Here is a 23228-nt window from a genome sequence, read left to right as displayed (position 1 = left end):
CTACCTCACTGCCTCCCGGCAGATTTCCCCCAGCCTGCGCACCGCCGTCTGCGCCTTTTCATCAAACGGCCAGCCCGCGTTCAATCGGATGCAGTGACGATAGCGTTCTGTAATGGAAAAAACCGTCCCCGGGGAAATACTCAGGCCTTCCTGCGCCGCCCGCTGAAACACTCGCCAGCCATCGCATTGCGGCGGCAGAGTCACCCATAGCACATACCCGCCCTCCGGCTCCGTGACGGTGGAGCCGGCAGGAAAAGACTGCAATATGGCCCGGCTCATGGCGTCCACCTGTTGCGCCAGACTCAAGCGCAACTTGCGCAAGTGGCTGCGATATTCGCCGCAGTGCATGAAGTCCGCCAAGGCCGCCTGCAAAGGCAGGTTGATGCTGATCGTGAGCGCCCGGCGGTGCTGCAATGCAGCCTGTCGCCATTTACCCGGCGCGCACCAGCCCAGGCGATACGCCGGCGTCAGCGTTTTCGATACGGAGCCGCACCAAAATACCCAGCCCTCGTCATCCCAGGATTTAATGGGCAGCGGTCGCTGGCGGCCATAGCCGCACTCACCGAAGATATCATCTTCAATCACCGGGCATTGGTGCGCCGCCGCCCAGGCGGCGATGTCCTTTTTTTCCTGCGCCGACAGCGTAAACCCAAGCGGGTTATGGTTATTGGCGCTCAACAGGCAGGCCTTCACATCCGGCCGCGCCATTGCTGCGCGCAAACGCTCCGGGTAAATGCCCCGGTAATGCAACGGAATCTCCAGCACCTTGCGTCCGAGACTTTCTATCACCTGCAACAGTCCACTGAAACAGGGGGTCAACACCGCCACCGTTTCTCCAGGTTGCGTACACAACTGTAGTCCCAAACTCACCGCATCCATGCCGCCATTGCAGATCATCAGATCATCCGGCGAGAACGCCATGCCATCGTCTTTGAAATGCCGCGCCAGCGCCTCCCGCAACCCCACGTCGCCTTGCGCGGGACCGTAATGAAACAAACGCTCGCCCAGGCGCCGGGAAGCGCGGATCAGGCTGCGCTGCAGCATGTCGGAAGGAACCAGCGAAGGCGCTAACAGGGAAACCCCGAAAGGCGCAAAATCCCGACGGCTGGACACAGCCTGCACTTCTTCGATCGCACCAATGTTGGCGACCCGCGCAGCGCGCCCCGTGAACACCGGCAATTCCGGTCCCGCAGGAAGCTTTTCTTTATGCCTGACGTAAAAACCAGATTGCGGCCGCGCCTGGACAAAGCCCTCCGCCTCCAACTGGCGGTAGCACTGCAGCGCCGTTGTCAGGCTGACCTCACGCTGACGGCTGAAGCGCCGCACCGAGGGCAGGCGCTCCCCGGGTTGCAGGCGACCGCTATGGATATCTTGCATCAGGCTTTCCGCCAGGGTTTGATATAACGCAGGCAAATTGTACTCTTTTTATGGAAGTGAATTGTCACTGTTATGCTTTCACTCCTGCTCCGATAATGCAATGCATATTTAGCAACCTTACTCAGGAGCGCCGCCATGTCGCAGCTACACGACGATTTTCACGACCTGGACAGATTGACCACTGACGTTCGCCAATGGTGCCTGGACTTCATCCGTTCCGCCGACGATCGTCCTGCGGCCATGACCGCCGACATCACTCCCCCCGCATTAGCCGCGCCGGAGCTTGGTGAGGGCGCGGAGGCAGCCGTGGCGCGCTTCATCAAGGAGGTCAGCCCCCATCTTGCCGCCGCCATAGGCCCCAGATATTGGGGCTTCGTTACCGGTGGAGTGACTCCAGCCGCGCTGCTGGGAGACTGGATCGCAGCAGCGGTGGATCAGAACCTGTCCACCCCGGGAGACTCCATCGCCTCTGCGCTGGAAGTTCAAACCATTGAGTGGCTGCTCGACCTTTGCGATCTACCGGACAGTTTTTCCGGTTGCCTGACCACCGGCGCCACCGCATCCAATCTATTGGGGATTCTCTGCGGTCGTCAGTTCGCAGGCCAAAGACAAGGCGTGGATATCGCCGCTGACGGGTTATCCGGCGTTGCGGTGGAAGTGTTCTCCGCTACGCCTCACGCCAGCGCTCTAAAAGGCATGGCGATCGCCGGATTGGGGCGCAAGCGCCTGGTTCAGGTAGCGCGGCTCGCCGACAGTGAAGCTATGGATGTGGACGCCTTGCGTATTGCTCTGGAGAGCAGCGACTGTGTGGGGAAAATCGTACTCTCCAGCGCCGGAACGGTGACAGGTACGGATTTTGACGACCTTGAAGCCATCGCCGACCTGTGTGAGCAACACGGAGCCTGGCTGCATGTGGACGGCGCTTTCGGCTTGTTCTCCCGCTTGCTGGAAGATCGACGCGGTTGGACCAGGGGGCTGGAGCGCGCCGACTCCATCACCTCCGATGCGCACAAATGGCTGAATACGCCTTATGATTGCGGCATCTTCTTCTGTCGTCATATGTCAGTGTTACAGACCTGCCTGGAAGTGCCCGCGCCTTATCTGGCGGTAAACAGCGTCACGCCGTCGTTCATGAATCTGGGAATCGAGAACTCGCGCCGTTTTCGCGCTCTGCCCTTGTGGATCAGCCTGTTAGCTTACGGCAAGGCAGGCATCCGTCAGATAGTTAAAGACAATTGTTCGCAGGCTGAACGCCTGGCTCAATGGCTGGAACAGTCACCTGACTACGAATTGCTCAAGCCGGCCAAACTCAATGTGGTGGTGTTTCGTCCTCAAGGAATAGATGACGCAGAAGTCGCCCCTTTCCTGCAGCGACTCAACGCCACCGGGGAAGTCTTTATGACGCCGGGCCAATGGCGGGGACGCAGCGCCATTCGGGCGGCATTCAGCAACTGGCGCACCACGCGGGACGATGTTGATCATGTCTGCGCCTTGCTGGAGAGAAACGCCCAGCGATAATCAGCGTCCGGAGCGCCAACAGGCCCAAGGGAACCTCTGAAAAACTACCTGCGTTGCCATTGCTGCGTCAAAAGTCGTCTCAAAATGCTCATTTATTCACGATAAACTGCGCTTTTTCAGCGACTTTTTCCTTGCACTGGCGGCCTCGCCAACGTTTTTCAGAGGTTCCCTAGGCCTGATATCGGGTCATGCGTTTGATGAAGGGCGCCAGGGAGAAGCCCAGCTGCGGCGACAGCTTTTTCGCAGCGGCGGTCAGCTGTTTTTCGGTGAACTCCACAGCGGGCTTGCCCGCCAGGATAATCCAGTTGCCTTCCTGGGTGGCGCATAGATAGACACTGCGAAAGCGCCGCCCCAACTCCGCCAGCATGACTTTTTCCAGGCGATGATCCACCCAGCAGTTCATCACCAGCCAGCCATCGTCGCTCAACAGGCGGTCGCTCTGCTCAAGAAAGTCCGGTTGCAGCAGGCGGCCGTCCAATCCCTCTCCGGTAAATACGTCGCACAGAAGCAGGTCTGCGGAATGCGCCGGGGCCGTCTCCAAATAGGACGCAAAGTCAGCAATGGTAACCTGAACCCGTTCGTCCCGCGGCAACTGGAAAAAGCGCTGCGCCACCCGCATCACTTCCGCCCGCAGCTCCACCGCCTGCAACTGCAGGTCAGGAAGCCGATGATACAGACAGTTGATCAGGCTGCCGCCGCCCAAGCCCAACATGACAGCCCGCCTCGGCTCATGCAGCAATAGACACAACAGCATGGCGCGGGTATAGCCGTGCGCCAGCAAAGAGGGGTTGTCTTTCAGCAGACAGCTTTGTTCATCGTTCGAGCCGAATCCCAGATAGCGTTTCTGGCCGTCGTCAAACACCTGAATGCACCCGAATTCGTCATAGGTGCGAAATATTTCTCTACCGGGAATCGCCATAAAAAGTACGCCAGGGCGTCATCTTCGTCTTAAAAAATCGCGCAAAGTGTAAATTGCGCCGGGGACAAAAAACAGTAGTCGGCGCCCCGGACACTATCGCCTTAATGGGAACTTAAATTAAGCGTTATGGCCATATACCCTCTTTCGCCCCGTTTTGATACGCCCAGCATGGTCGGCGCCCCACATCAATACGTAGATATACAAAAAGTACATATAGGTATACGGCATTTCGATTGACCAAGTTAGCGCCTCTCTCCACACTCGTTGTCCAATGACTGGCATGATGCGTAATTAACAATAACTTAAAACTGATGCTGTACCATCACAGAGGCCTCGTGCGCTCTGAAAACGGGTCAGCCTCGTAACCAGTCCGCTATGGAAAAAACAATAAAACCATTGAGGACATCAACATTAAGACGAGAGGATTTTATGAGTTTTAAATCTCGCACAGGGAAAATATTTTCCGCCTTAACGCTGACACTTTCTCTGCTGGGAGCGCCCATCGCCCAAGCTGACACAACACTAAGAATCGGCAACCAGGGTGAGCCGGCGTCACTGGACCCTCATTTCCTCAGCGGTGACTGGGAGAACCGCATCGCTGGGGATCTTTTTATGGGCCTGACGACCGAAGACCCTGAAGGCAACGCCATCCCCGGCGCCGCAGAGAGCTGGACCGTTAGCGACGACGGACTGGTTTACACATTTAAAATCCGCGACCACAAATGGAGCGATGGCCAACCTGTTACCGCACAGGATTTTGAATACGCCATGCGCCGGATCCTGTTGCCGGAAACGGCGGCGGAATACGCTTCACTGCTGTATATCATCAAAAACGGCGAAGAGCTGAACACCGGCAAAGCCAAGCCTGAAGACCTGGGCGTACACGCGCTGGACGACAAAACCCTGGAAATCACGCTGAAAGGACCTGCGCCTTTCCTGATCAGCATGCTGACCCACTACACCGCTTTCCCTGTGCCCAAGCATATCGTTGAAAAATACGGTAAGGACTGGACCAAGAAAGAACATATCGCCACCAACGGCCCCTACAAGCTGGTGGAATGGCTGCCTAACACCCACGTCAAAGTGACCAAGAACGAACTGTTCTGGGACGCGGCGAACGTGAAAATCGACAACGTCATTTTCTATCCACAGGAAGACGCTGCGGCGCTGATCAAGCGTATGCGCGCCGGCGAGATCGACTGCATCTACAAATTTCCTTCCGGCCAGATCGATTGGCTGCGTCAAAACATGCCAGAGGAAACCAAGATCGCGCCTTACCTCGGCACTTACTACTATCCGATCAACACCAAGCGCGCGCCGTTCACTGACAAGCGCATTCGTCAGGCCCTGTCCATGGCTATCGACCGTGAAATCATCATGGACAAAGTGCTGAAAACCGGCGAGCTGCCTGCCTACAGCATGGTTCCCCCTGGCACCAGCAACTACAAAGAGCCTTCTTACGTCACCTGGAAAAGCATGCCGATGGCGGACCGCATCACTAAAGCCAAAGAGCTGATGAAAGAAGCGGGTTACGGCGACGACAAACATTTGAAAGTGCAATTGCGCTACAACACTGACGACAACCACAAGCGTATCGCTATCGCTGTTGCGCAAATGTGGAAGAAGATCGGCGTTGAAACTGAACTGTTCAACAGCGAAGTTAAAGTTCACTACGCTGAACTGAAGCAAGGCAACTTCGAAGTCGCTCGCGCTGGCTGGGTGGCTGACTACAACGATCCGCAAAACTTCCTGTTCCTGCTGGAGAGCACCTCCAAATCGTTGAACTACGGTAACTACGACAATCCTGAGTACGATAAGCTGATGGAAGACGCTTACCTTGAGTCTGACCTGAAGAAACGCGCGCAGATCATGGGCAAAGCAGAAGCGATCGCCATGGAAGACGCTCCTATCATTCCTATCTACTACTACGTGTCCAAGAATCTGGTCTCCACCAAAATCAAAGGCTGGAAAGACGCTATCAACGATACGCACCGCACTCGCTGGTTAAGTATCGAGAATTAATCGCTAAACCTTTTCGCGGAGGCGCCCTTATGGGCGGCCTCCGCTCAGCCTATTCTGCGTAACCGTTATGTTGAACTATTTCATTCGGCGGGTGTTGGCGTCTATTCCAACCCTGCTCATCGTTATTACTATCGCTTTTTTCATGATGCGGATCGCACCCGGCGGTCCCTGGGATAAAGAACGTTCGCTGCCTCCGGAAATCGAAGCGAACATTATGAAAGCCTACGACATGGACAAACCCTTGGTGGAGCAATACTTCATCTACCTCGGCAAGATCCTGGTGGGCGATTTCGGGCCGTCATACAAATTCCGCGACTTCAGCGTCACCGACCTGCTCATGGGAGGTTTCCCGGCAAGCTTACAGATAGGCGGTATGGCGATTTTCCTCGCGGTCATATTCGGCACTTTATTTGGAGCGATGGCCGCCTTGCGCAAAAACAGCGCAGCCGATTACTCCGTGATGACCATGGCCATGACCGGCATCGCCATCCCCAACTTCGTCATGGCGCCGGTGCTCACTCTGATTTTCGGCGTATATCTATCCTGGCTGCCGGTGGCGGGCTGGGGCGACGGCTCATTCCAATACAAAATTCTGCCAGTGCTCGCCCTGGCGTTGCCGCAGATCGCTTATATTGCGCGACTGACCCGCGGCAGCATGATTGAAGTCCTGCATTCCAACTATATTCGCACCGCCCGCGCCAAAGGTCTGCGCGAGCGTCTGGTGCTGCTGCGTCATGCTCTGAAAGGCGCCATGTTGCCCGTCGTTTCTTACCTTGGTCCCGCCACCGCCGCCGTTATCACCGGCTCAGTCGTTATCGAAACGATTTTCGATATTCCCGGCATCGGTCGTTACTTCATCCAAGGCGCCCTTAACCGGGACTACCCCCTGGTAATGGGAACCGTCATTTTCTACGGCGTGCTCATTATCGTTCTGAACCTCATTGTCGACATGCTGTACGGCCTGCTCGACCCTAAAGTCCGTCTTCACGACTGATGGGAGGCGCAGATGAATCAATCCCAGGATCAAGCAATGTACAGTCAAAAAAGTAAGCTCGCCGCCATGATGCCCGATGCGGAAAACACCATCGAAGGGCGCAGTTTGTGGCAGGACGCCAGACGCCGTTTGTTCCAGAACAAGGCGGCGGTGGTGTCCATGGCGATTCTCGCCATCATCGCGCTCATGGCCATTTTCGCGCCTTTCCTGAGCCCGCACCCACTCGATGAAATCTATTGGGACCGCATTCAGGCCGCTCCGGATTACGCCAACGCGCACTGGTTCGGCACCGACAGCAGCGGGCGCGACCTGTTTATCCGCGTTCTCTACGGCGCTCGCGTGTCTTTGATGGTAGGCATTCTCGCCACCGGCGTGAGTCTGATTATCGGCGTCACCTATGGCGCTATTTCCGGCTACTTCGGCGGCAAGGTGGACAACTTTATGATGCGCTTCGTCGACATCATGTACTCCCTGCCGTTCATGTTCTTCGTCATCCTGTTGATGGTGGTGTTCGGCCGCAATATATTCCTTATCTTCGTCGCCCTGGGGGCGGTGGAGTGGCTGACCATGGCGCGTATCGTGCGCGGTCAGACGCTGTCCATCAAGCGCAAGGAATACGTGGAAGCGGCGCATGCAGGCGGCGTCAGCAACCTGAAAATTATCTTCCGTCATATCATTCCGAATGTTCTGGGCCCGGTGATCGTTTACGTCACTCTGACAGTGCCCCAGGTCATTCTGACCGAGAGTTTCCTGTCGTTCCTGGGCTTAGGGGTGCAGGAGCCGCTGACCAGCTGGGGCGTGCTGATTTCCGAAGGCGCCAAGCTGATGGAAATGGCTCCCTGGATGCTGATTTACCCGGCTATTTTCCTGGCCACCACCCTGTTTTGCTTCAACTTCATCGGCGACGGGCTGCGTGACGCGCTCGATCCCAAAGACAGATAACGGCGGAGATTTTCATCATGCAACCCTTATTGGAAGTAAGCCACCTGGAAACCAAGTTCAACACCCCGGATGGGAAGGTGAATGCGGTTAACGACGTGAGCTTTCAGTTGTTTCCCGGGGAAAGTCTGGGCATCGTGGGAGAATCCGGTTCCGGCAAAACCCAGGTGTTCATGTCAATCATGGGACTGCTGGCGGATAATGGTAAGTCCACCGGCAGCGTGCTTTTCAAGGGAGAGGAAATTCTCGGCCTGTCGAAAGAAAAGCTGAACAAAGTGCGCGGCAGCGATATGTCACTGATTTTTCAGGACCCAATGACATCGCTGAACCCATTCCTGAAAGTTTCCAAACAATTGACGGAAGTACTGGTGGAGCACACTGGCGTCTCAATGCAGGAAGCGCGCGCCCGTTGTATTGAGATGCTCAGCAAAGTCGGTATTCCCGAACCCGCCAAGCGCTTCGATATGTATCCCCATGAGTTCTCCGGCGGCATGCGTCAGCGTGTGATGATCGCCATGGCCCTGCTGTGTCAGCCGGACCTGCTGATCGCCGACGAGCCCACCACAGCTTTGGACGTGACCATTCAGGCGCAGATTCTCAAGCTCATGGCGGAGCTGAAGCGAGAAATGAATACCGCGATCATCATGATCACGCACGATCTGGGCGTCGTGGCGGGGCTTTGCGATCGCGTGCTGGTGATGTATGGCGGTCGGATTGTGGAGTCAGGCACCGTACGGGAGATTTTCTACAATCCCAAGCACCCGTACACCATGGGACTGCTGGCCTCCATGCCGCGTCTGGACGGCGCCGGACACAGCTCTCTGCAGGCGATTCCCGGGCAGCCGCCCAACCTGCAGAACCTGCCTCAGGGATGTTCTTTTCATCCCCGCTGTCCGTACGCCCAAGACCGCTGCAAGCTGGATGATCCGCCGTTGCGTAAAGTCGGCGAGAATCGCTTGAGCGCCTGCCTTCTGGAGACTCATTCATGACCCAAGCCAACGCAATTGAACAAAGCGCGGGAAATAGCGCCATTCCCACAGGCAAGACCATACTGACCGTCAACGATCTGAAAGTGCACTTCCCTCTCGGCAGTGACGGCTTTTTCAAGAAAAACGACCGCTTTGTAAAAGCCGTCGACGGCGTCTCCTTTGAAGTGCGCGAAGGGGAAACACTGGGCATTGTGGGCGAATCCGGCTGCGGCAAGTCCACACTGGGGCGGGCCGTATTGCAGTTAATTTCGCCAACAGACGGCAAGGTCGTCTGGCTGGGACAGGACATCGCGGGACTGGACAGTAAAACCATGCGTCCTCACCGCAAGTCCATGCAGATTATCTTCCAGGACCCACTGGCCAGCCTTAACCCGCGCCGCACTATCGGCGATATCATCGCTGAGCCGCTGATGACGTTCTATCCAGAACTCAGCAAGCAGCAGCGTCGCGACAAAGTCAAAGCCATGATGGACAAAGTGGGTCTGCTGCCGCAGATGATCAACCGCTATCCGCACGAGTTTTCCGGCGGCCAATGTCAGCGTATCGGCATTGCCCGGGCGATGATTCTGCAGCCCAAGCTGATTGTCTGCGATGAGCCGGTTTCGGCGCTGGACGTCTCCATCCAGGCGCAGATCATCAACCTGCTGACGGAACTGCAAAAAGAATTCGGCATGTCGCTGCTGTTTATCAGCCACGACCTGTCGGTGGTTCGCCACGTGAGCCATCGGGTGATGGTGTTGTATCTGGGCAAGGTGATGGAGCTTGCGGACAAAGAGTCGATCTATCGGGAGCCCAAGCACCCTTACACCAAGGCTCTGATTTCCGCGGTGCCGATTCCGGACCCGGATATCGAGCGCCAGAAAGAACAGATCGTTTTGAAGGGCGACCTGCCCTCCCCGATCAACCCGCCCAGCGGCTGCGTCTTTCGCACGCGCTGCAACTACGCAGAAAGCCGCTGCGCGGAGAAGATCCCGGTGCTTGAACATACCGGCGCGGACCATCAGGTCTCGTGCCTGAAATGGAAGGAAATCACCGACTAATCTTGTGGCGCCCGCTTCCACTTACCCAGGCGGAAGCGGAATTTCCAACAAGTCCTGCAACAAAAGTTTATTCCACTCTCGCCGGCGTCGCAGTTTGACTGCCGGCTCTTTTTTGCGTGTTGCTTAAAGTTTGGCTTGTCTTGACGCCCCATAGAATACTTCACAAAAAAGCTAATACTATCCTTTCATTTAAAACAGCGCTGACAGCGGTACAAGTGTTCCACTTACATCATTTGCAGGGTATTATGCCCGCCCTTTTTTTCAGTTTGACTATTCACAAGGACTAACTTAGTGAACGCAGTATTCAAGTTCATTTCTCTAGCTATTTTTCCTGTTTGCACTTTTGCTGCTGAAGGCGGCGTCGCTAACACCAACTTCGAAGCAGGCATCAATTACTCCCAATCTCGAGACTCTGAAAATTATTCAGTAGGGGGTAGCGTCACTCTACCGGTATATAGTTTTGTGGGCGCTAACCTCAACGCAAACGCCAGTCATCAGGACGGTAAAGACGACCAAATTGATTCCGACAGCCATGGTCTCGGCGGAAATTTATTTCTGCGAGATTTCAATATAGGCAAAATCGGCTTGGGCTACAGTTACAGCAAAACGTCATTCGACTTACCTAGCTGGCTTAGCCCATACGTCGATGATGACTCGGAATCGGATCATTATCGTATATTTGGGCAATACTACCTTGGCGACTTTACCTTATCCGCAATTCGCTATGTTTCAGAGGCTAAGGAAGCGGATGAGCGCTTCAATGGGCTTGCACTTAGCGCAGCGTGGTACGCAACTGAAAACGTACGTACATCGCTTGATGCTTCCGCCATGGATTCAAAAGACAACTACGGTATTACCGTCGAATACCAGCCAGAGTTGTTTCAGAATGCAGCAAGCGTCAGTTTTTCCTACGCCGATGGTAGAAAAGATGACACCTTTTCTGTGGGCTTCAATTACTTCTTCGGAACCAAAGTCAGTCTGAAAGACAGAGACCGTAAGTACCGTTAAGCCTTTGAGCTGGACGTCGCCTCCGCAACGTCCAGCGCTCATCCCCCCACGCCATATCGCGCCATTTTCTTCAGCAACCCCTGTCTTGTAAGCCCTAATTGCGCAGCGGCCCGGGTTTTGTTGCCTTGTTGTTCGCTCAGGGCCTGCTGGATCAGGTGGATCTCCAGTGAGCTGACTTGTTCATCCAGCGTGTCGCCTTTTATCTGCGCGACCGGTGCGGAGGCGGTTCCGCTGATCAGGTTGACCTCTTGCATAGTCAACACGTCTCCCATGCAGATAGCGGCGGCGCTTTCCAAAGTGTTCTTCAGTTCCCGAACGGCGCCAGGCCAGGGTTGCGCGCAGAACCAGCGCATGGTTTCTCCATCCACTTGTAATTCGCGCCCGCTCTTACGCGCCATTCCCTGCAGAAAGTGTCGCACCAGCAGCGGAATGTCGGAGCGTCGTTCCTGCAATGGCGGCGTCATCAGCGTGAGGCCCTTGATGCGATAGTACAGATCGTCACGGAAGCCGCCTTCCTGAACCGCTTTGGGCAGGTTGCGGTTAGTGGCGCTGACCAGACGCACATCAATATGCTCCACTTCCCGACTGCCAACCGGGTAATAACATCCCTCCTGCAGCACCCGCAGCAGCTTCACCTGCATGGGCAGAGGCATCTCCCCTATTTCGTCGAGAAACAGAGTGCCTTTATCCGCCAGGAACAACAGTCCTTTACGGTCTTTATCCGCGCCGGTGAACGCGCCTTTTTTATAGCCGAACAACTCGCTTTCCAACAGTTCACCTGGAATCGCGCCGCAGTGAACGGAAATAAAAGCTTCCGCCGCGCGCTGACTGAGACGATGCAGCGCCTGAGCGATCACTTCTTTACCTGTGCCGCTGGGGCCCTGGATCAGGACAGGCACGTCAGTGGGCGCAATACGCCGGATCAATTCGCGCAGAGAATCCATGCTGGCGCTGGCGCCGATCAGACCCAAGTCATCGGACTCCGTTGGACGCCCCACCACCCGCCGCAGACGCTCCACTTCCTTCGCCAGACGTCGCCGCTCAATAGCCCGTTGCACCACCACCCGCAGCATATCCGGGTCGACAGGCTTACCGATAAAGTCCCAGGCGCCCGCCTGCATCGCTTTAATCGCCAGCTCCTTTTCATCATGCCCGGTCAACACCACCACCGGGGTATCCGCGTACAGGGCGATCAGTTGCAGTCCCTCTTCCGGCAAAAAAGTCGGCGGCAACGCCAGATCCTGCAACACCAGATCAAAATCCTGCTCATTGAACAGACGCCGCGCGGACTCTGCGTCGCCGCAACTGCTGACCTTGTATCCCGCTTGCTCAAGCCATAATGCGCACAGCTCGCAAAAGGCGCTTTCGTCATCCACTATCAAAATTTTCGCTGCGCTCATGCTGTTTCCTTCTCATCATGTTCAAGGGGAAGATGGATCATAAAACTCACCGGCCATCCCTCCTCATCGCTATGCCAGACATCGCCGCCATGGGCGTCGACAATACGCCGGACGATCGCCAGTCCCAGCCCGCTACCGCCGGCTCGCTTGCTGACAAAGGCCTGAAACAGGCGCGGCTTCATCGCGTCAGGCACCGCCGGCCCATTGTTGTGAATCGCAATCAGAGCCCCACGCTCATCCTGTGCAAGCGCCACCAAAATTTTGCCTTGAGGCGTCTGCCTGACAAAGGCGGCGGCGTTATCCAGCAGGTTGATCAACACTTGCTGCAGACGTTGTGGGTCAACGGATAACCAGACTTCGTCGGGGGACTCCAGCTCTATCTCCACCTCATGCAATTGCCGAATTTGCGCTACTGTGGCGGCCGTTAACGCGCATAAATTGGTTGGCTTGAGGTCCAGGCGAATCTGTCCGGCGTAGGTAAGCACGTCCTTGATCAAGAGCTCCGCCCGCTCTACTTGTTTGGAAATATGCTCGCGGATACGTGGGTCGGTCTGCGCCGCCGCCATGGTGATGATATTAAGAGGATTGCGGAGTTCGTGGGCAATCGCCGCCGTCAGGCCGCCCAGCTCCACCAGATGCTGCTGCTCCAGGCGTTTGCGCTCCGCCTCCGCCAGCAACAGCGAACGCTCCAGCGTAGCGCAGGCGGACGGCAACAGTTTCGCCATAAATTCCGCCAGACGCTGGTGCGATGGAGCAATGTCCTCCCAGCCTTGCAAACGACAATCCCACTGATCGCGCTTCTCGCACACAAACACCGGGCCTGACGGGGAGTCGAAGCGACCGTCAATATTCACGCTGGCGGTCACTCCGCTCTTTTTCAGCCAGAGCTGTTCGGCAGTCTGACGCAACTCCCCCCATCCTCTCACAGCATTAAGACGGGTAACCCACTGGTCCAGCGTGGACTTATCCAGCACCGCGCCCGGATACACCAGACGATCGGCGAATTCTTTGGCGGGCCCATACGCCAGCCAGGCGAATGCCAGCAAAATGCCGGAGTACACCACCAGCTGACTCAACGGCGCCTGCGCCAGCTCAGCCAGCCCCAACGGCGCCAGTAGCGCCAAGATCAACGACATGGCCAGCATGCTGGTGGCGAGCAAGGCCAGCCAGATCACCGCCTGATTCACCCAACGGTTCACCTCCACCAGGCGATAACGCACTACGCTGTATACCACCAGCACGGCGTAGCTGGGCAGGGCCAGCATGGCGTAGGGGAACAGGTTGATATCCAGGGAGGGAAAGATAAAGCTGGTAGAAAGGGTGAATCCCCAGCCGCCGGTAATGAACATGGCGGTAATGGAACGTCTCAAGTTGCCCTTGCTGCGCTGAAACGCCATTAACAGCAGTAAGTGCCCGATTACGCCAATCGCTACGGTATATGCAAGATTCAGCCACCCCGTGAAGGCCAGATGAAAAAATCCATCGAACTGCATCCAGGGAGCGATATAACCGCCCCCTGTCAACCAACTGGCCAGCACAACCGCAACAGCGGTGAAGTAGAAGAGCGGAGCCAGCCTTCGCAATTGCTGCGGCAGCTCCAGCGGATCACCCAGCCACAACAGAACGAAGTGCAGGAAAGCAGTAGGCATCAATGGGTTGCCCAACAGGATCAGCGTTCCTATCCCCTGATGATCTTCCAGCACCAGAATATGGCCAAAACACCAGATTGCCATCGACAGACAAAACCCGGACAATGCCCTTAGCGCAGGCTCTTGCCGCCGTCGCGACCATAACCATAGTGAAACGCCCCCGGCGGACAGCACCGTGGTCCACATGGAAACGGAAAAAAGCTGAATCGTATTCATGTCCCCAAGCGTAAACTTTGTTTACGCCAGCCTCCCCAAAAACAGTAAACGAAGTTTACACCCAGAACCATAAATTAGGAAAAATTTGCCGCATATCAAGGCGTCTCAGCGCGTTTTGTGATTGGCGCGCATGTTGCTCTTATTACTGCATAGCGAATTTCGTACCCAGCCGCCTTCGGGGTGACAAACGATCACCTCAGCCGACGCGGCGAAGTCAAAGTTGTGAAGTCATAGAACGTTTGAAGTAATAAGAGATAGGAGTATTCGTATGAGCGCCTGGTTAATCGATCTGCTTTCCGTATCCGCTGTCATCCTGTTGGCTTGTGGCATGACTCTCGCCCCAGTGCTGCAGCGCAATCGACGCTCCCGCAAAACCGCGCTCAGAACCGCACGCCTGCAATTCGAGGGAGGAGAGCAAAATGCCTGATCCCGCGTTACTGTCACGCATCCAGTTCGCATTCACAATTAGTTATCACATCATTTTTCCCACCATCACCATCGGGCTGTCGCTGTATCTGGCCCTGATGGAGGGGCTCTGGCTTAAAACCGGTCGTCAGGTCTACCTGCAACAGGCCCGTTTCTGGCAGAAGCCCTTCGCCATTACGTTTGGTATGGGCGTCGTCTCCGGCGTCGTGCTGTCCTATGAATTCGGAACCAATTTCAGCCGCTTCTCAGAAATCGTCGGACCGGTACTGAGCCCACTACTGACCTATGAAGTGCTCACTGCGTTCTTTCTGGAAGCGGGCTTCCTCGGCATCATGCTGTTCGGCTGGAAAAAAGTTTCCCCGAAAGTGCATTTCATCGCGACCTGTGTAGTCTGCGTCGGCACCATGATATCCGCATTCTGGATTCTGGCGGCCAACTCCTGGCTCCATACTCCGGCGGGTTATGAAATCGTTGACGGCGTATTTCATCCGACTGATTGGTGGGCGGTGATTTTCAATCCCTCATTTCCCTATCGCCTGACTCATATGCTACTGGCCAGTTTCCTGTCCGCATCGCTGTTGTTCGCCGGCGTCAACGCTATTTACCTGTTGCGGAAGCAGCATACCGAGTTCGCCAAAAGCGGTTTTTCCATCGCCATGTGGGCGATCCTGGTTCTGGCGCCGCTGCAGATCCTGGCGGGCGACATGCACGGCCTCAATGTGCATGAACACCAGCCAGTAAAAGTCGCGGCGATGGAAGCAGTATGGGAAACTGAACAGGGCGCGGGATTTCGCTTGTTCGCTCTGCCCAATCAAAAAGAAGCCAAGAACGATTTCGAGATTGTCATTCCCAAGGCCGCCAGTCTGATTCTGACGCATGACATCAACGGCGAAATCGCCGGACTGGATCAAGTGGCGCCGGAAAACCGGCCGCCTGTGGCGGTCGTGTTTTTCTCTTTCCGCATCATGCTGGCGCTGGGCGGGCTGATGCTGCTGCTTGGAGTATTGGGTGTGTGGGCGCGCAGCAAAGGTCGTCTGTTCGACAACCGTCTGCTATTGAACCTCTCCCGCCTGATGATTCCTGCGGGTGTCATCGCGACTCTGGCGGGCTGGTATGTCGTAGAGGTGGGTCGTCAGCCCTGGCTGGTGCAGGGGCTGGTGCGCACAGTGGATGTGACGTCGCCGCTGCCGGCCTCGCAAGTCTTGTCTACGCTGATTCTTTTTGTAGCAGTGTACTCCCTGTTGTTCGGCGTCTATCTGTACTTCATGCGTAAGCTGATCCGTCAGGGTCCTGCTGACGTCTCCGGCGCAGCTCAGGATGAAGAGCTGCCCACTACGCTAAACCCCGCACACTAGGAGAATCGCCATGGACATTGCGCTTATATACCTGTTACTCATCGCCATCGGCGTTCTGATGTATGTATTGCTGGATGGCTTTTCTCTGGGCGTAGGCATCCTGTCGCCCTGGCTCAACAAAGCGGAAGACCGCGCTATCGCCATGAAGAGCCTGTCTCATCTCTGGGACAGCAATCAAACCTGGCTGGTGTTCGGCGGCGTGGTGCTGTTCGCAGGCTTTCCCAAGGCGTACGCAACAGTACTGTCGCAGCTGTATCTGCCGATTATCCTGATGCTGATTGCGCTGATATTTCGCGGCGTGGCGTTTGAGTTTTACTTTAAATCCCATACCAGTCGCGGCTGGTGGGACTTCAGTTTCAGCTTCGGGTCCACGTTGGCGACCTTAAGCCAGGGCATTGTTCTCGGTTCGCTGGTGCAGGGATTCACTCTCACGCCTCATGCATCCGAGCAAATTGCCTGGTTTACGCCATTCTCGCTGATGACCGCCATCGCCCTGGTTTGCGGATACGCCCTGCTCGGCAGTTGCTGGCTGGTGCGCAAGACATCAGGTCGCCTGCAAGTGTCTGCCAGACGCCTGGGCATCATCAGCCTGTTCGCCGTCATGTTCTTTCTGGCGCTGGTCAGCGTCTGGATGCTGCTCGCCCAGCCTCAGGTGTTCCAACGCTGGCTGACCTGGCCCACCGGACTTCTGTTGGCGCCCGTTCCATTGTTGAGCGCTTATGCAGGTCTCCGTCTGTGGCAAACCCTGCGCAGCGGCGAAGGCAATGATTTGAAGCCTCTGGGTCTGGCCATGGCGTTGTTCGGGCTTTCCTTCATTGGATTAGCCGCCGGCATGTTTCCTTACATCATTCCCGGACAGCTCACTATCTGGGAGGCTATTGCTCCCGAGCGCAGCACCACGTTCACCCTGGTGGGAATCGTGCTGTTCCTGCCAGTGATCATCGCTTACAACATCTACAACTATCGGGTGTTCAGCGGTAAAACCACTACTCAGGACGGCTACTGATGAACAAATGGCGTCAGACTCGCAATGCCGTGCTGCTTTACCTGGCGGGAGTCGTCGCTCTGACGCTCGCCGCCGGCGCAGTGCGTATGGCTCTACAGGCATTATCTGCTTGAGAGCCCGGGGAGTTGAGTGATGAATGAATTAGCGGACATTTGTTGTCATTTACTCCGTTGGTAAGCGTCGTTTATAGGGTTGGCGGCGCTCTGCCTATGCTCTTGCTCAGGTTAATGTGGCGCTAATCTCTCTTTTAAGCCTCATATACCAGGAAACGATGGGCCTTGCCTTTCACGTTTTCCTGGTCATGTTTTCCTGATGCGATAAATTCCCTGAAGTCCGCTCTATCTCCATGTAAGCCTTACAAATTCTTGGAATAATTACCCCTAGACACTCGCATTCCACGCGACTCGTCAAACGTTTAATTCTCTCTAATCCAACGCGTCCCAAGGGCTTCAGCAAATCGGCACACTTTCTGCGTTTTAGGATCAGGCAGCCGCGCAAAATTGTTAGCGCGGCGATGAACATCATTCATTGAGTCACTAAAAACGAAAAGGAAAAGTAGCCATGAAACACTTAATTACCGCCATCAGCCTGATCGCCATCCCCGTCGCCGCTTACTCCGCCCCTGATGTGGGAACACAGGAATTTTCGATTTCCGGCTCGGGCTCCAGCGATAAAGACTTTGATAGCAACATCTTCTCCATGGACGGCGCTTACGGACAGTATCTTTCTCCAGACGCAGAAATAGGGGTGCGCCAGTCGGTCAGCGTCTCTGATAACGAAGGAGAAGAGAGCGTTTGGAACGGCTCCACCCGCGTTTTTTACGACTACCATCTGGGCCGCGACAATCTGAGACCTTATCTGGGAGCCAACCTCGGCTACATTTACGGCGAATCGGTGGATGAGAGCTTCATCGCCGCCCCCGAAGCCGGCCTGAAATATTATGTGGCGGACAACACCTTTGTGGTCGGTCAGGTGGAATACCAGTTCTTGTTTGAAGATGCGGACGAGGCGGATAACCGCTTCAGCGACGGCGTATTCGTCTATAGTGTCGGTATGGGCTACAACTTCTAATTCCAGATATGGAAAGCTTTATTACCGAATATCAAGGGCAGTTGTGGGTGCTGATGCATGTCTGCATCGCCCTTGTCCTGGGTGGCGCCATCGGCTTTGAGCGGGAAATGAAAAAGCGACCCGCCGGGTTTCGCACCCACATGCTGGTGGCCGCTACCGCAGCGCTGTTTACGGATTTGGCGACCCTGCTGACGTCGTCTATCGACGCCAACCTCACTTCCACCATCAATGCCGATCCGACCCGGGTGATCGTCGCCATCGCCACGGGCATCAGTTTTCTCGGCGCCGGCACTATCTTCCGTAGCGAAGACGGCGTCACCGGACTCACCACCGCAGCGACATTGCTGATGGCCAGCGCGCTGGGCGTCGCAGCCGCACTGGAGCAGTATGTGCTGGCGGTCGGACTCACCATTATCGTATTGATTGTCTTGAGAACCCTGGGATGTATCAGCAACCGCTGGACGGATAACGGCGACAAACGCTGACGCCCAAACCCGCAAGGAGGATACTATGAACAGCAAACCCGGCTTTCAGGTGCGTGAAGAAGAGCGAGGCGCGCACCTTTCCGACTATCGCCCCCTATTCGCTTTACTCGCCGTCTCCGCTCTCGCCGCGTTAGCGGCGTCCTTACCCGGACCTTTCACCGCAATGGTCTGGATGCACTACTTCATGGGATTCTTCCTGTGCATTTTCGCCATGCTCAAGCTGTTTCACCCCGGCTCCTTCGCCAACGGCTTTGAAATGTACGACCTGCTGGCCAGACGGTTTCGCGGCTACGCGTACATTTATCCTTTTATAGAGCTGGGACTGGGCCTGGCCTACTTATCCTTCGCTGCGCCTTATCTCACCTATGCTCTGACGATTATTGTACTGTCCTTTGGGGCAGCCGGCGTACTCTCCGCTTTGCGTAAGGGGCTGGACATCAATTGCCCCTGCATGGGCACCGTACTGGACGTTCCCCTGAGCACGGTGACGTTAACGGAAGATCTGGGCATGGCGGCGATGGCGCTAATGCTCATCCTGATGCGCAGCGGCGTCATATAAACGCCGCCGCGCCAGGCGCTACGCCCGCGCTTTGGCGATCGCGTAGGTTTCGCTGAAGCCCAGCAGGATACTGCCGCCTTCGTCGGTATCAATCTGTAGCGATGCGCTACTGGCGCCATGAGGCGATTCAGCCAGACGCTTGGGACAAAAAATGGAGATTTCATGAGGTTTGCCGGTGTCGAGCACGCTGAGCTGAAAGACATCGTCCCGCGCGTCATAATCCAGGCTCTCCAAAGGCAGGTTCTGAAACTTCATTTCCTTGTTACGCCGCGCCTCCACAGGCGCAGGCGTTTCTTCTCGAAAAGAGACTAACCAGCCATGATGCTCATGGCTGAATTGCCGACAGTATTCAGACCAGTCTGTCTTCTCCAAAGTATGAGGCTCCTCGTCTGAGCTTTTCGACTCTTGCGCCCAGGCCGCCTTTAAAATATCAATGACCTCGTTATCTGAGGTCTGGCCAAAGTCCGTGTAACAACCGCCAATGGCGTAAAAGGGCTCCGGCGTCGCCAGACACACCACCTCATCGACCATCCCCTGTAACTCCGTTACCGTTTCGCTGGGCGCGACAGGGATAGCCGCCACAATCGCCTCCGGCTGCATTTGTCGTAACGCAGCGACGCCGGCTTTCATCGTGGCGCCAGTAGCCATTCCGTCATCCACCACAATCACACAGCAGCCTCGAATCTCTGGCGCAGGCTTATCGCCGCGATAGGTCTGTTCTCGTCGGCGCAGCTCCTTCTCTTCTCTCTTCCTAACGCTGGCGATTTCCTCTTCACTGATTTGATGAACGTTAACAACATCTTCATTCATAACGATCGCACCGCCGCTGGCGATTGCCCCCATAGCCAGTTCTGGATATCGGGGCGCGCCGAGTTTGCGCACCAATAGCAGATCCAGCGGAGCCGAGAACGCCACAGCGATTTCATTGGCGACCGGAACGCCGCCTCTGGGTAAAGCCAAAATAAGAAGATTGTTGCGGGAACGATAGGCATCAAGCGCTTGCGCCAGCATCCGGCCGGCGGAGACGCGGTTTTTGATCGGGAGGTCCATGATTATCCCCCTGCAAGACGATGAATTGAGAAAGTAAATATCGGGAGCGACCATACCGCTCCTGATAATAACTGTAACGCGCTCAACCCAGGTCTGCACAAGGAAACATCAAATTTCCTCAGCATTCTTGGCGACAGTAGCCAGCAGGCTCTGCAACTGCTCCCGATCATTGGCGGAGAAACCGGCGGCAAAGGCGATCGCCACCGACTCCAGAGGGTATTTTTTGACTAAAACAGCGGCGCTGGCATAAGGGTCATGGGCTTCCGCGCTTGCCGCAGGGGCTGGCCGTTGCGCTTTTCTGCGCAATCCAATCCACATCAACAGGCATGGCGTCGCCAGTAAAACAAAGCAGGCCAGCCCTGTCAGGGAATAGGCCGCCGCGGCTCCCAGCATGGGCTGCAGCACCATGACCAACGCCTTAAACTGTAGAGCCAGGCCCCCAAGAATCAACGCCAGCGCCAACAACCATATTCCCATTGCCGTCAGCACATAGAACAATAGCCATCGCACTGCTTCTTTCATGGTCATTTCCTCCGGGCCGGAATAAACAAGGCCGCCACAGCGGCCTCTTTATGCGCATTAAACGTGAGCGGGGCTCTTTGGCGCATCAGGAGTGCTTTCTTGAATCCAGCACCTTCGCCATCACCAATCCCAATACAAAGCTCATCAGCAGACTCAGAAACGGACGTTCGCCGATCTTTTCTTCCGCCACGTGCACCGCTTTGTTGGACTTTTCACTGACCGCGTCAATGGCTTCTCCTGCGCGAGATTTGGTGTCGTTGTAGACGCCGGCGGACAGCTTGGCGATATCTTTACGCAGAGCGTCCAGATCTCTTTTCAGGTTGGTGTAATCTGGGTTTTCAGTTCTATCGCGAACAAATGCTTCTTCTCTGACACTCATTTTCGGTCTCCTTGTTGATTAGCAGGCGTCGCCTTACGCTCGCCTGTCTGCAACAGGGAAACGGCAATAATCATGCCGCCATGTCGAGACCACGGCAATCGCGCCGAAGGACTGGAGATTCATGAATATCATATGGGGGACACGAGAAATCACAGGTTTCTCTCAACGTAATTTTTGCAACGCTTTTGCGCAAAATTGCATATTTTGCAAAACCGGTAGCGTGTAACGTTCTATTACAGCGAAAGAGAATTGCCTCTGCGTCAAACTTGGACCAAGCTTAAATCTATCCCGAGTCTTTTCCGGACCAGTCCAGGGAGGCGCGGTGGAAACTTCCGGTTGCTCTTAAAACGCATCTATATCGGGGGTGGGATTATGGTCGACACCTTACACGACACACGCAACATTCCTTCCGTCGTTCGCGAGGCGCCCGCCGCCGAACGATCTTCCAGATTCCAGGAACTGACAGAAATCGCCTTTGCAAGGCCATTGGAAACCCTTAGTGCGGAGCAACTGCGTGAATTGCAGATCGCGCTGCATCGCCTGGGTTATCCGGTGGGCGACATTGACGGCCTGTACGGACCGAAAACCCGCAGCGCCTGGGCTGAATTCAAAATTGACGTGTTTCCAGGCAATCCAACGCTGGTGGGCCCTCAATCCCTGGCGGAATTGATCCGACGCGCCACGCAGTGCTACGAGTCCGCACACTATGACTTCTCCAGCATGGATCAGGTCAAGCAGGCCATCTGCGACGAATGTCAAAAGCAAGGCATAGGACTGCCGCAACAAATCGCCTACGTGCTGGCGACCGTGCAATGGGAAACGGCTCAAACCTTCGAACCGGTCAAGGAAGCTTTCTGGTTAAGCGAGGAATGGCGCAAACACAACCTGCGCTATTACCCCTATTACGGCCGCGGCTATGTGCAACTCACCTGGGAGAATAATTACCGCAAATATCAGCAGCTCCTGGGCGCACCACTAGTGCAGGAACCTGACCTCGCCATGCAGCCGGAAATCGCCCTGTTTGTGCTAACTCACGGCTTCATGACCGGCGCCTTCACCGGTCACAAAATCTCGGACTACATCAACGAGAACAAGAAAGACTTCCTCAACGCCCGCCGCTGCATCAACGGACGCGACCGCGCCCATGAAATAGCGGAAATAGCGCGGGAGTATCTGGCTAGTGGAGAGGTGAACCGCCGCGGATGACGAGTGAAAATCGCCTTAAGCCGCCGCGCGTATTTGCTTTTTCAGTGCGGCGCGGGCGCGAAAGATACTACGCCACTCTTTAAATGGGCCGCTGATTTCGTCAGAGCAACGAATGCTAAAGTACTCACTCAGGGAAAAGTGAGGGTTAAGGCTCGGGTTCGGGATAGGTCTTGCGAAAATGGCTTTCGCCAGAGTATTAATTTCGGACAAGATCAATAAACCATGAAAGCCCATAAACATACCGATACCCATGATTATCCAACTGCTGAGGTCTCCGGAATACCGCGTATACCCAACGAAAAAAAGCAAGGCGACTACAAGGAAAGTCAACAGATTCACGACCATCTTCCGCTCATGCACGGATTTAAGTCCCAAACAAAAAGCCGCCCCTTCGTATTCCGCACCAAAAGCCGCGATCTCCCTTAAAATCTTTCTCCGATGGAACAGGCGATTGCCAACAGAGAAAAAGTCATATTTGTGATAACTGAGCACTTCTCCAAACAGCTTCAATCCCAGACCGCGCATCAGTGGAAGCAGTGTCCTTAGATCCTGAGTCGGCGCGACAAACCGCACATACTGTTTATCCAACACAATTCCGTCAATCCGTTGTAGCGCTTCAAAAAACAGCCGGGCGCCATCGCCATGCAGGGTCCATTCAATCTCCTGCCCGTTTTCTTGCGCTGCAATAATTGCATCGGCAAGCAGTGCTGACGCCTTTTCAATAAAGGCTTCCCGAGATGTTTTGAGCTTTCCTTCCGACTTCGCATACAAAAAAGGCGGCAGGTAAAACAACTCATAGTCAGGGCCTATGACGTCCTCGCCTTTGGCTCTCCAATTAAAAGGGGCGCCGATCCATGACAGCTGTTGGCTGATAACCATGTCCATACCCAGGTTCATGCCATTGATTACAACAGAAGAGCAGCGCACTCGCTCCGCCGGCTCACCTGCAGTGCGGGCCTCTTTCGTCTGATGGATGAGATAAAAGCCCGGTGTTGCGTTTATTAAATCAAAGGAGTCAGCTTCTCTATCCAACATCTTTCTTTCCACTTACAGAAATGACCCATAGCGCCGTAAAATACGAGCGGCGCCACCAAACCT

Annotated in this window: 22 protein-coding genes; 14 read left to right on the top strand and 8 right to left on the bottom strand. The window is 55.4% G+C overall.

Annotated elements, in window-relative coordinates:
- Positions 1-1413, bottom strand: a complete 1413-nt coding sequence (locus ACQYWX_RS02840; RefSeq protein WP_431687813.1) for a PLP-dependent aminotransferase family protein — start codon at positions 1411-1413, stop codon at positions 1-3.
- Positions 1414-1512: 99 nt separating this feature from the next.
- Between ACQYWX_RS02840 and ACQYWX_RS02835 the strand changes: the two genes are divergently transcribed.
- Complete coding sequence (locus tag ACQYWX_RS02835) at positions 1513-2895, top strand: pyridoxal phosphate-dependent decarboxylase family protein (RefSeq protein ID WP_431687812.1); 1383 nt, start codon at positions 1513-1515, stop codon at positions 2893-2895.
- Positions 2896-3064: 169 nt separating this feature from the next.
- On the opposite strand, the gene ACQYWX_RS02830 is transcribed toward ACQYWX_RS02835, so the two are convergent.
- Positions 3065-3814: a spermidine synthase gene (locus tag ACQYWX_RS02830; protein WP_216738791.1), complete on the bottom strand. Its 750-nt coding sequence runs from the start codon at positions 3812-3814 to the stop codon at positions 3065-3067.
- A gap of 429 nt (positions 3815-4243) precedes the next feature.
- On the opposite strand from ACQYWX_RS02830, the gene ACQYWX_RS02825 reads away from it, so the two are divergent.
- From ACQYWX_RS02825 to ACQYWX_RS02800, 6 genes are all read left to right on the top strand, one after another.
- Positions 4244-5836, top strand: a complete 1593-nt coding sequence (locus tag ACQYWX_RS02825; protein ID WP_216738792.1) for a peptide ABC transporter substrate-binding protein — start codon at positions 4244-4246, stop codon at positions 5834-5836.
- A 67-nt stretch (positions 5837-5903) separates the two neighbouring features.
- Positions 5904-6830, top strand: coding sequence for an oligopeptide ABC transporter permease OppB (gene oppB, locus ACQYWX_RS02820; RefSeq protein WP_216738793.1), 927 nt, complete (start codon positions 5904-5906; stop codon positions 6828-6830).
- A gap of 36 nt (positions 6831-6866) precedes the next feature.
- Positions 6867-7772 carry an oligopeptide ABC transporter permease OppC gene (gene oppC, locus ACQYWX_RS02815; RefSeq protein ID WP_216738794.1) on the top strand — a complete coding sequence of 302 codons (906 nt, stop codon included), beginning with the start codon at positions 6867-6869 and terminating at the stop codon, positions 7770-7772.
- 17 nt (positions 7773-7789) lie between these two features.
- Complete coding sequence (locus ACQYWX_RS02810) at positions 7790-8758, top strand: ABC transporter ATP-binding protein (RefSeq protein WP_216738795.1); 969 nt, start codon at positions 7790-7792, stop codon at positions 8756-8758.
- A complete protein-coding gene (locus ACQYWX_RS02805) occupies positions 8755-9798 on the top strand; it encodes an ABC transporter ATP-binding protein (protein ID WP_216738796.1) in 1044 nt (347 codons plus the stop codon). Before ACQYWX_RS02810 ends, ACQYWX_RS02805 begins: the two co-directional genes overlap by 4 nt.
- Positions 9799-10089: 291 nt before the next feature.
- Positions 10090-10806 carry a hypothetical protein gene (locus ACQYWX_RS02800; RefSeq protein ID WP_216738797.1) on the top strand — a complete coding sequence of 239 codons (717 nt, stop codon included), beginning with the start codon at positions 10090-10092 and terminating at the stop codon, positions 10804-10806.
- 38 nt (positions 10807-10844) lie between these two features.
- Here the strand turns inward: ACQYWX_RS02800 and ACQYWX_RS02795 are convergent, their stop codons facing one another.
- Both ACQYWX_RS02795 and ACQYWX_RS02790 read right to left on the bottom strand, forming a co-directional pair.
- Entirely contained in the window at positions 10845-12206 is a 1362-nt protein-coding gene (locus ACQYWX_RS02795) for a sigma-54-dependent transcriptional regulator (protein ID WP_216738798.1), read from the bottom strand.
- Entirely contained in the window at positions 12203-14071 is a 1869-nt protein-coding gene (locus ACQYWX_RS02790; protein WP_216738799.1) for a sensor histidine kinase, read from the bottom strand. Before ACQYWX_RS02790 ends, ACQYWX_RS02795 begins: the two co-directional genes overlap by 4 nt.
- A gap of 268 nt (positions 14072-14339) precedes the next feature.
- Here ACQYWX_RS02790 and ACQYWX_RS02785 point away from each other — a divergent pair, with 268 nt between their 5' ends.
- The 6 genes from ACQYWX_RS02785 to ACQYWX_RS02760 all read left to right on the top strand — a co-directional run bounded on the left by ACQYWX_RS02785 (position 14340) and on the right by ACQYWX_RS02760 (position 18973).
- Positions 14340-14498 carry a hypothetical protein gene (locus tag ACQYWX_RS02785; protein WP_164887189.1) on the top strand — a complete coding sequence of 53 codons (159 nt, stop codon included), beginning with the start codon at positions 14340-14342 and terminating at the stop codon, positions 14496-14498.
- On the top strand, positions 14491-15852 hold the full coding sequence (locus ACQYWX_RS02780; RefSeq protein ID WP_216738800.1) for a cytochrome ubiquinol oxidase subunit I: 1362 nt from the start codon (positions 14491-14493) through the stop codon (positions 15850-15852). The genes ACQYWX_RS02785 and ACQYWX_RS02780 overlap by 8 nt, the downstream gene beginning before the upstream one ends.
- Before the next feature lie 10 nt (positions 15853-15862).
- On the top strand, positions 15863-16858 hold the full coding sequence (locus ACQYWX_RS02775) for a cytochrome d ubiquinol oxidase subunit II (RefSeq protein WP_216738801.1): 996 nt from the start codon (positions 15863-15865) through the stop codon (positions 16856-16858).
- A gap of 561 nt (positions 16859-17419) precedes the next feature.
- Entirely contained in the window at positions 17420-17929 is a 510-nt protein-coding gene (locus ACQYWX_RS02770; protein ID WP_216738802.1) for a hypothetical protein, read from the top strand.
- 8 nt (positions 17930-17937) lie between these two features.
- A complete protein-coding gene (locus ACQYWX_RS02765) occupies positions 17938-18414 on the top strand; it encodes an MgtC/SapB family protein (RefSeq protein ID WP_216738803.1) in 477 nt (158 codons plus the stop codon).
- A gap of 25 nt (positions 18415-18439) precedes the next feature.
- On the top strand, positions 18440-18973 hold the full coding sequence (locus tag ACQYWX_RS02760; protein ID WP_216738804.1) for a MauE/DoxX family redox-associated membrane protein: 534 nt from the start codon (positions 18440-18442) through the stop codon (positions 18971-18973).
- Positions 18974-18991: 18 nt separating this feature from the next.
- Here the strand turns inward: ACQYWX_RS02760 and ACQYWX_RS02755 are convergent, their stop codons facing one another.
- The 3 genes from ACQYWX_RS02755 to ACQYWX_RS02745 all read right to left on the bottom strand — a co-directional run bounded on the left by ACQYWX_RS02755 (position 18992) and on the right by ACQYWX_RS02745 (position 20924).
- A complete protein-coding gene (locus ACQYWX_RS02755) occupies positions 18992-20023 on the bottom strand; it encodes a phosphoribosyltransferase family protein (RefSeq protein WP_253938552.1) in 1032 nt (343 codons plus the stop codon).
- A 108-nt stretch (positions 20024-20131) separates the two neighbouring features.
- Complete coding sequence (locus tag ACQYWX_RS02750) at positions 20132-20545, bottom strand: hypothetical protein (RefSeq protein ID WP_431687811.1); 414 nt, start codon at positions 20543-20545, stop codon at positions 20132-20134.
- Between the two features lie 85 nt (positions 20546-20630).
- On the bottom strand, positions 20631-20924 hold the full coding sequence (locus ACQYWX_RS02745; RefSeq protein ID WP_127968264.1) for a hypothetical protein: 294 nt from the start codon (positions 20922-20924) through the stop codon (positions 20631-20633).
- A gap of 372 nt (positions 20925-21296) precedes the next feature.
- Between ACQYWX_RS02745 and ACQYWX_RS02740 the strand changes: the two genes are divergently transcribed.
- Positions 21297-22130 (top strand): peptidoglycan-binding protein, encoded by an 834-nt coding sequence (locus tag ACQYWX_RS02740; protein ID WP_431687810.1) that lies wholly within the window; start codon positions 21297-21299, stop codon positions 22128-22130.
- A 15-nt stretch (positions 22131-22145) separates the two neighbouring features.
- On the opposite strand, the gene ACQYWX_RS02735 is transcribed toward ACQYWX_RS02740, so the two are convergent.
- Positions 22146-23165, bottom strand: a complete 1020-nt coding sequence (locus tag ACQYWX_RS02735; protein WP_431687809.1) for a hypothetical protein — start codon at positions 23163-23165, stop codon at positions 22146-22148.
- Between the last annotated feature and the right edge of the window lie 63 nt (positions 23166-23228).

Origin of the sequence: Hahella sp. NBU794, from assembly GCF_050749805.1 — a bacterium.
Lineage (GTDB): Bacteria > Pseudomonadota > Gammaproteobacteria > Pseudomonadales > Oleiphilaceae > Hahella.
The sequence above is the reverse complement of the archived record's forward strand: the minus strand, read 5'-3'. Positions and strand labels throughout refer to the sequence as shown.

Bases quoted from the DNA above. Each gene is read 5' to 3' on its own strand.
- ACQYWX_RS02835 (WP_431687812.1), top strand. From the start codon at position 1,513: ATGTCGCAGCTACACGACGATTTTCACGACCTGGACAGATTGACCACT.
- ACQYWX_RS02830 (WP_216738791.1), bottom strand. From the start codon at position 3,814: ATGGCGATTCCCGGTAGAGAAATATTTCGCACCTATGACGAATTCGGG.
- ACQYWX_RS02825 (WP_216738792.1), top strand. From the start codon at position 4,244: ATGAGTTTTAAATCTCGCACAGGGAAAATATTTTCCGCCTTAACGCTG.
- oppB (WP_216738793.1), top strand. From the start codon at position 5,904: ATGTTGAACTATTTCATTCGGCGGGTGTTGGCGTCTATTCCAACCCTG.
- oppC (WP_216738794.1), top strand. From the start codon at position 6,867: ATGTACAGTCAAAAAAGTAAGCTCGCCGCCATGATGCCCGATGCGGAA.
- ACQYWX_RS02810 (WP_216738795.1), top strand. From the start codon at position 7,790: ATGCAACCCTTATTGGAAGTAAGCCACCTGGAAACCAAGTTCAACACC.
- ACQYWX_RS02805 (WP_216738796.1), top strand. From the start codon at position 8,755: ATGACCCAAGCCAACGCAATTGAACAAAGCGCGGGAAATAGCGCCATT.
- ACQYWX_RS02795 (WP_216738798.1), bottom strand. From the start codon at position 12,206: ATGAGCGCAGCGAAAATTTTGATAGTGGATGACGAAAGCGCCTTTTGC.
- ACQYWX_RS02790 (WP_216738799.1), bottom strand. From the start codon at position 14,071: ATGAATACGATTCAGCTTTTTTCCGTTTCCATGTGGACCACGGTGCTG.
- ACQYWX_RS02785 (WP_164887189.1), top strand. From the start codon at position 14,340: ATGAGCGCCTGGTTAATCGATCTGCTTTCCGTATCCGCTGTCATCCTG.
- ACQYWX_RS02780 (WP_216738800.1), top strand. From the start codon at position 14,491: ATGCCTGATCCCGCGTTACTGTCACGCATCCAGTTCGCATTCACAATT.
- ACQYWX_RS02775 (WP_216738801.1), top strand. From the start codon at position 15,863: ATGGACATTGCGCTTATATACCTGTTACTCATCGCCATCGGCGTTCTG.
- ACQYWX_RS02770 (WP_216738802.1), top strand. From the start codon at position 17,420: ATGAAACACTTAATTACCGCCATCAGCCTGATCGCCATCCCCGTCGCC.
- ACQYWX_RS02765 (WP_216738803.1), top strand. From the start codon at position 17,938: ATGGAAAGCTTTATTACCGAATATCAAGGGCAGTTGTGGGTGCTGATG.
- ACQYWX_RS02760 (WP_216738804.1), top strand. From the start codon at position 18,440: ATGAACAGCAAACCCGGCTTTCAGGTGCGTGAAGAAGAGCGAGGCGCG.
- ACQYWX_RS02755 (WP_253938552.1), bottom strand. From the start codon at position 20,023: ATGGACCTCCCGATCAAAAACCGCGTCTCCGCCGGCCGGATGCTGGCG.
- ACQYWX_RS02750 (WP_431687811.1), bottom strand. From the start codon at position 20,545: ATGAAAGAAGCAGTGCGATGGCTATTGTTCTATGTGCTGACGGCAATG.
- ACQYWX_RS02745 (WP_127968264.1), bottom strand. From the start codon at position 20,924: ATGAGTGTCAGAGAAGAAGCATTTGTTCGCGATAGAACTGAAAACCCA.
- ACQYWX_RS02740 (WP_431687810.1), top strand. From the start codon at position 21,297: ATGGTCGACACCTTACACGACACACGCAACATTCCTTCCGTCGTTCGC.
- ACQYWX_RS02735 (WP_431687809.1), bottom strand. From the start codon at position 23,165: ATGTTGGATAGAGAAGCTGACTCCTTTGATTTAATAAACGCAACACCG.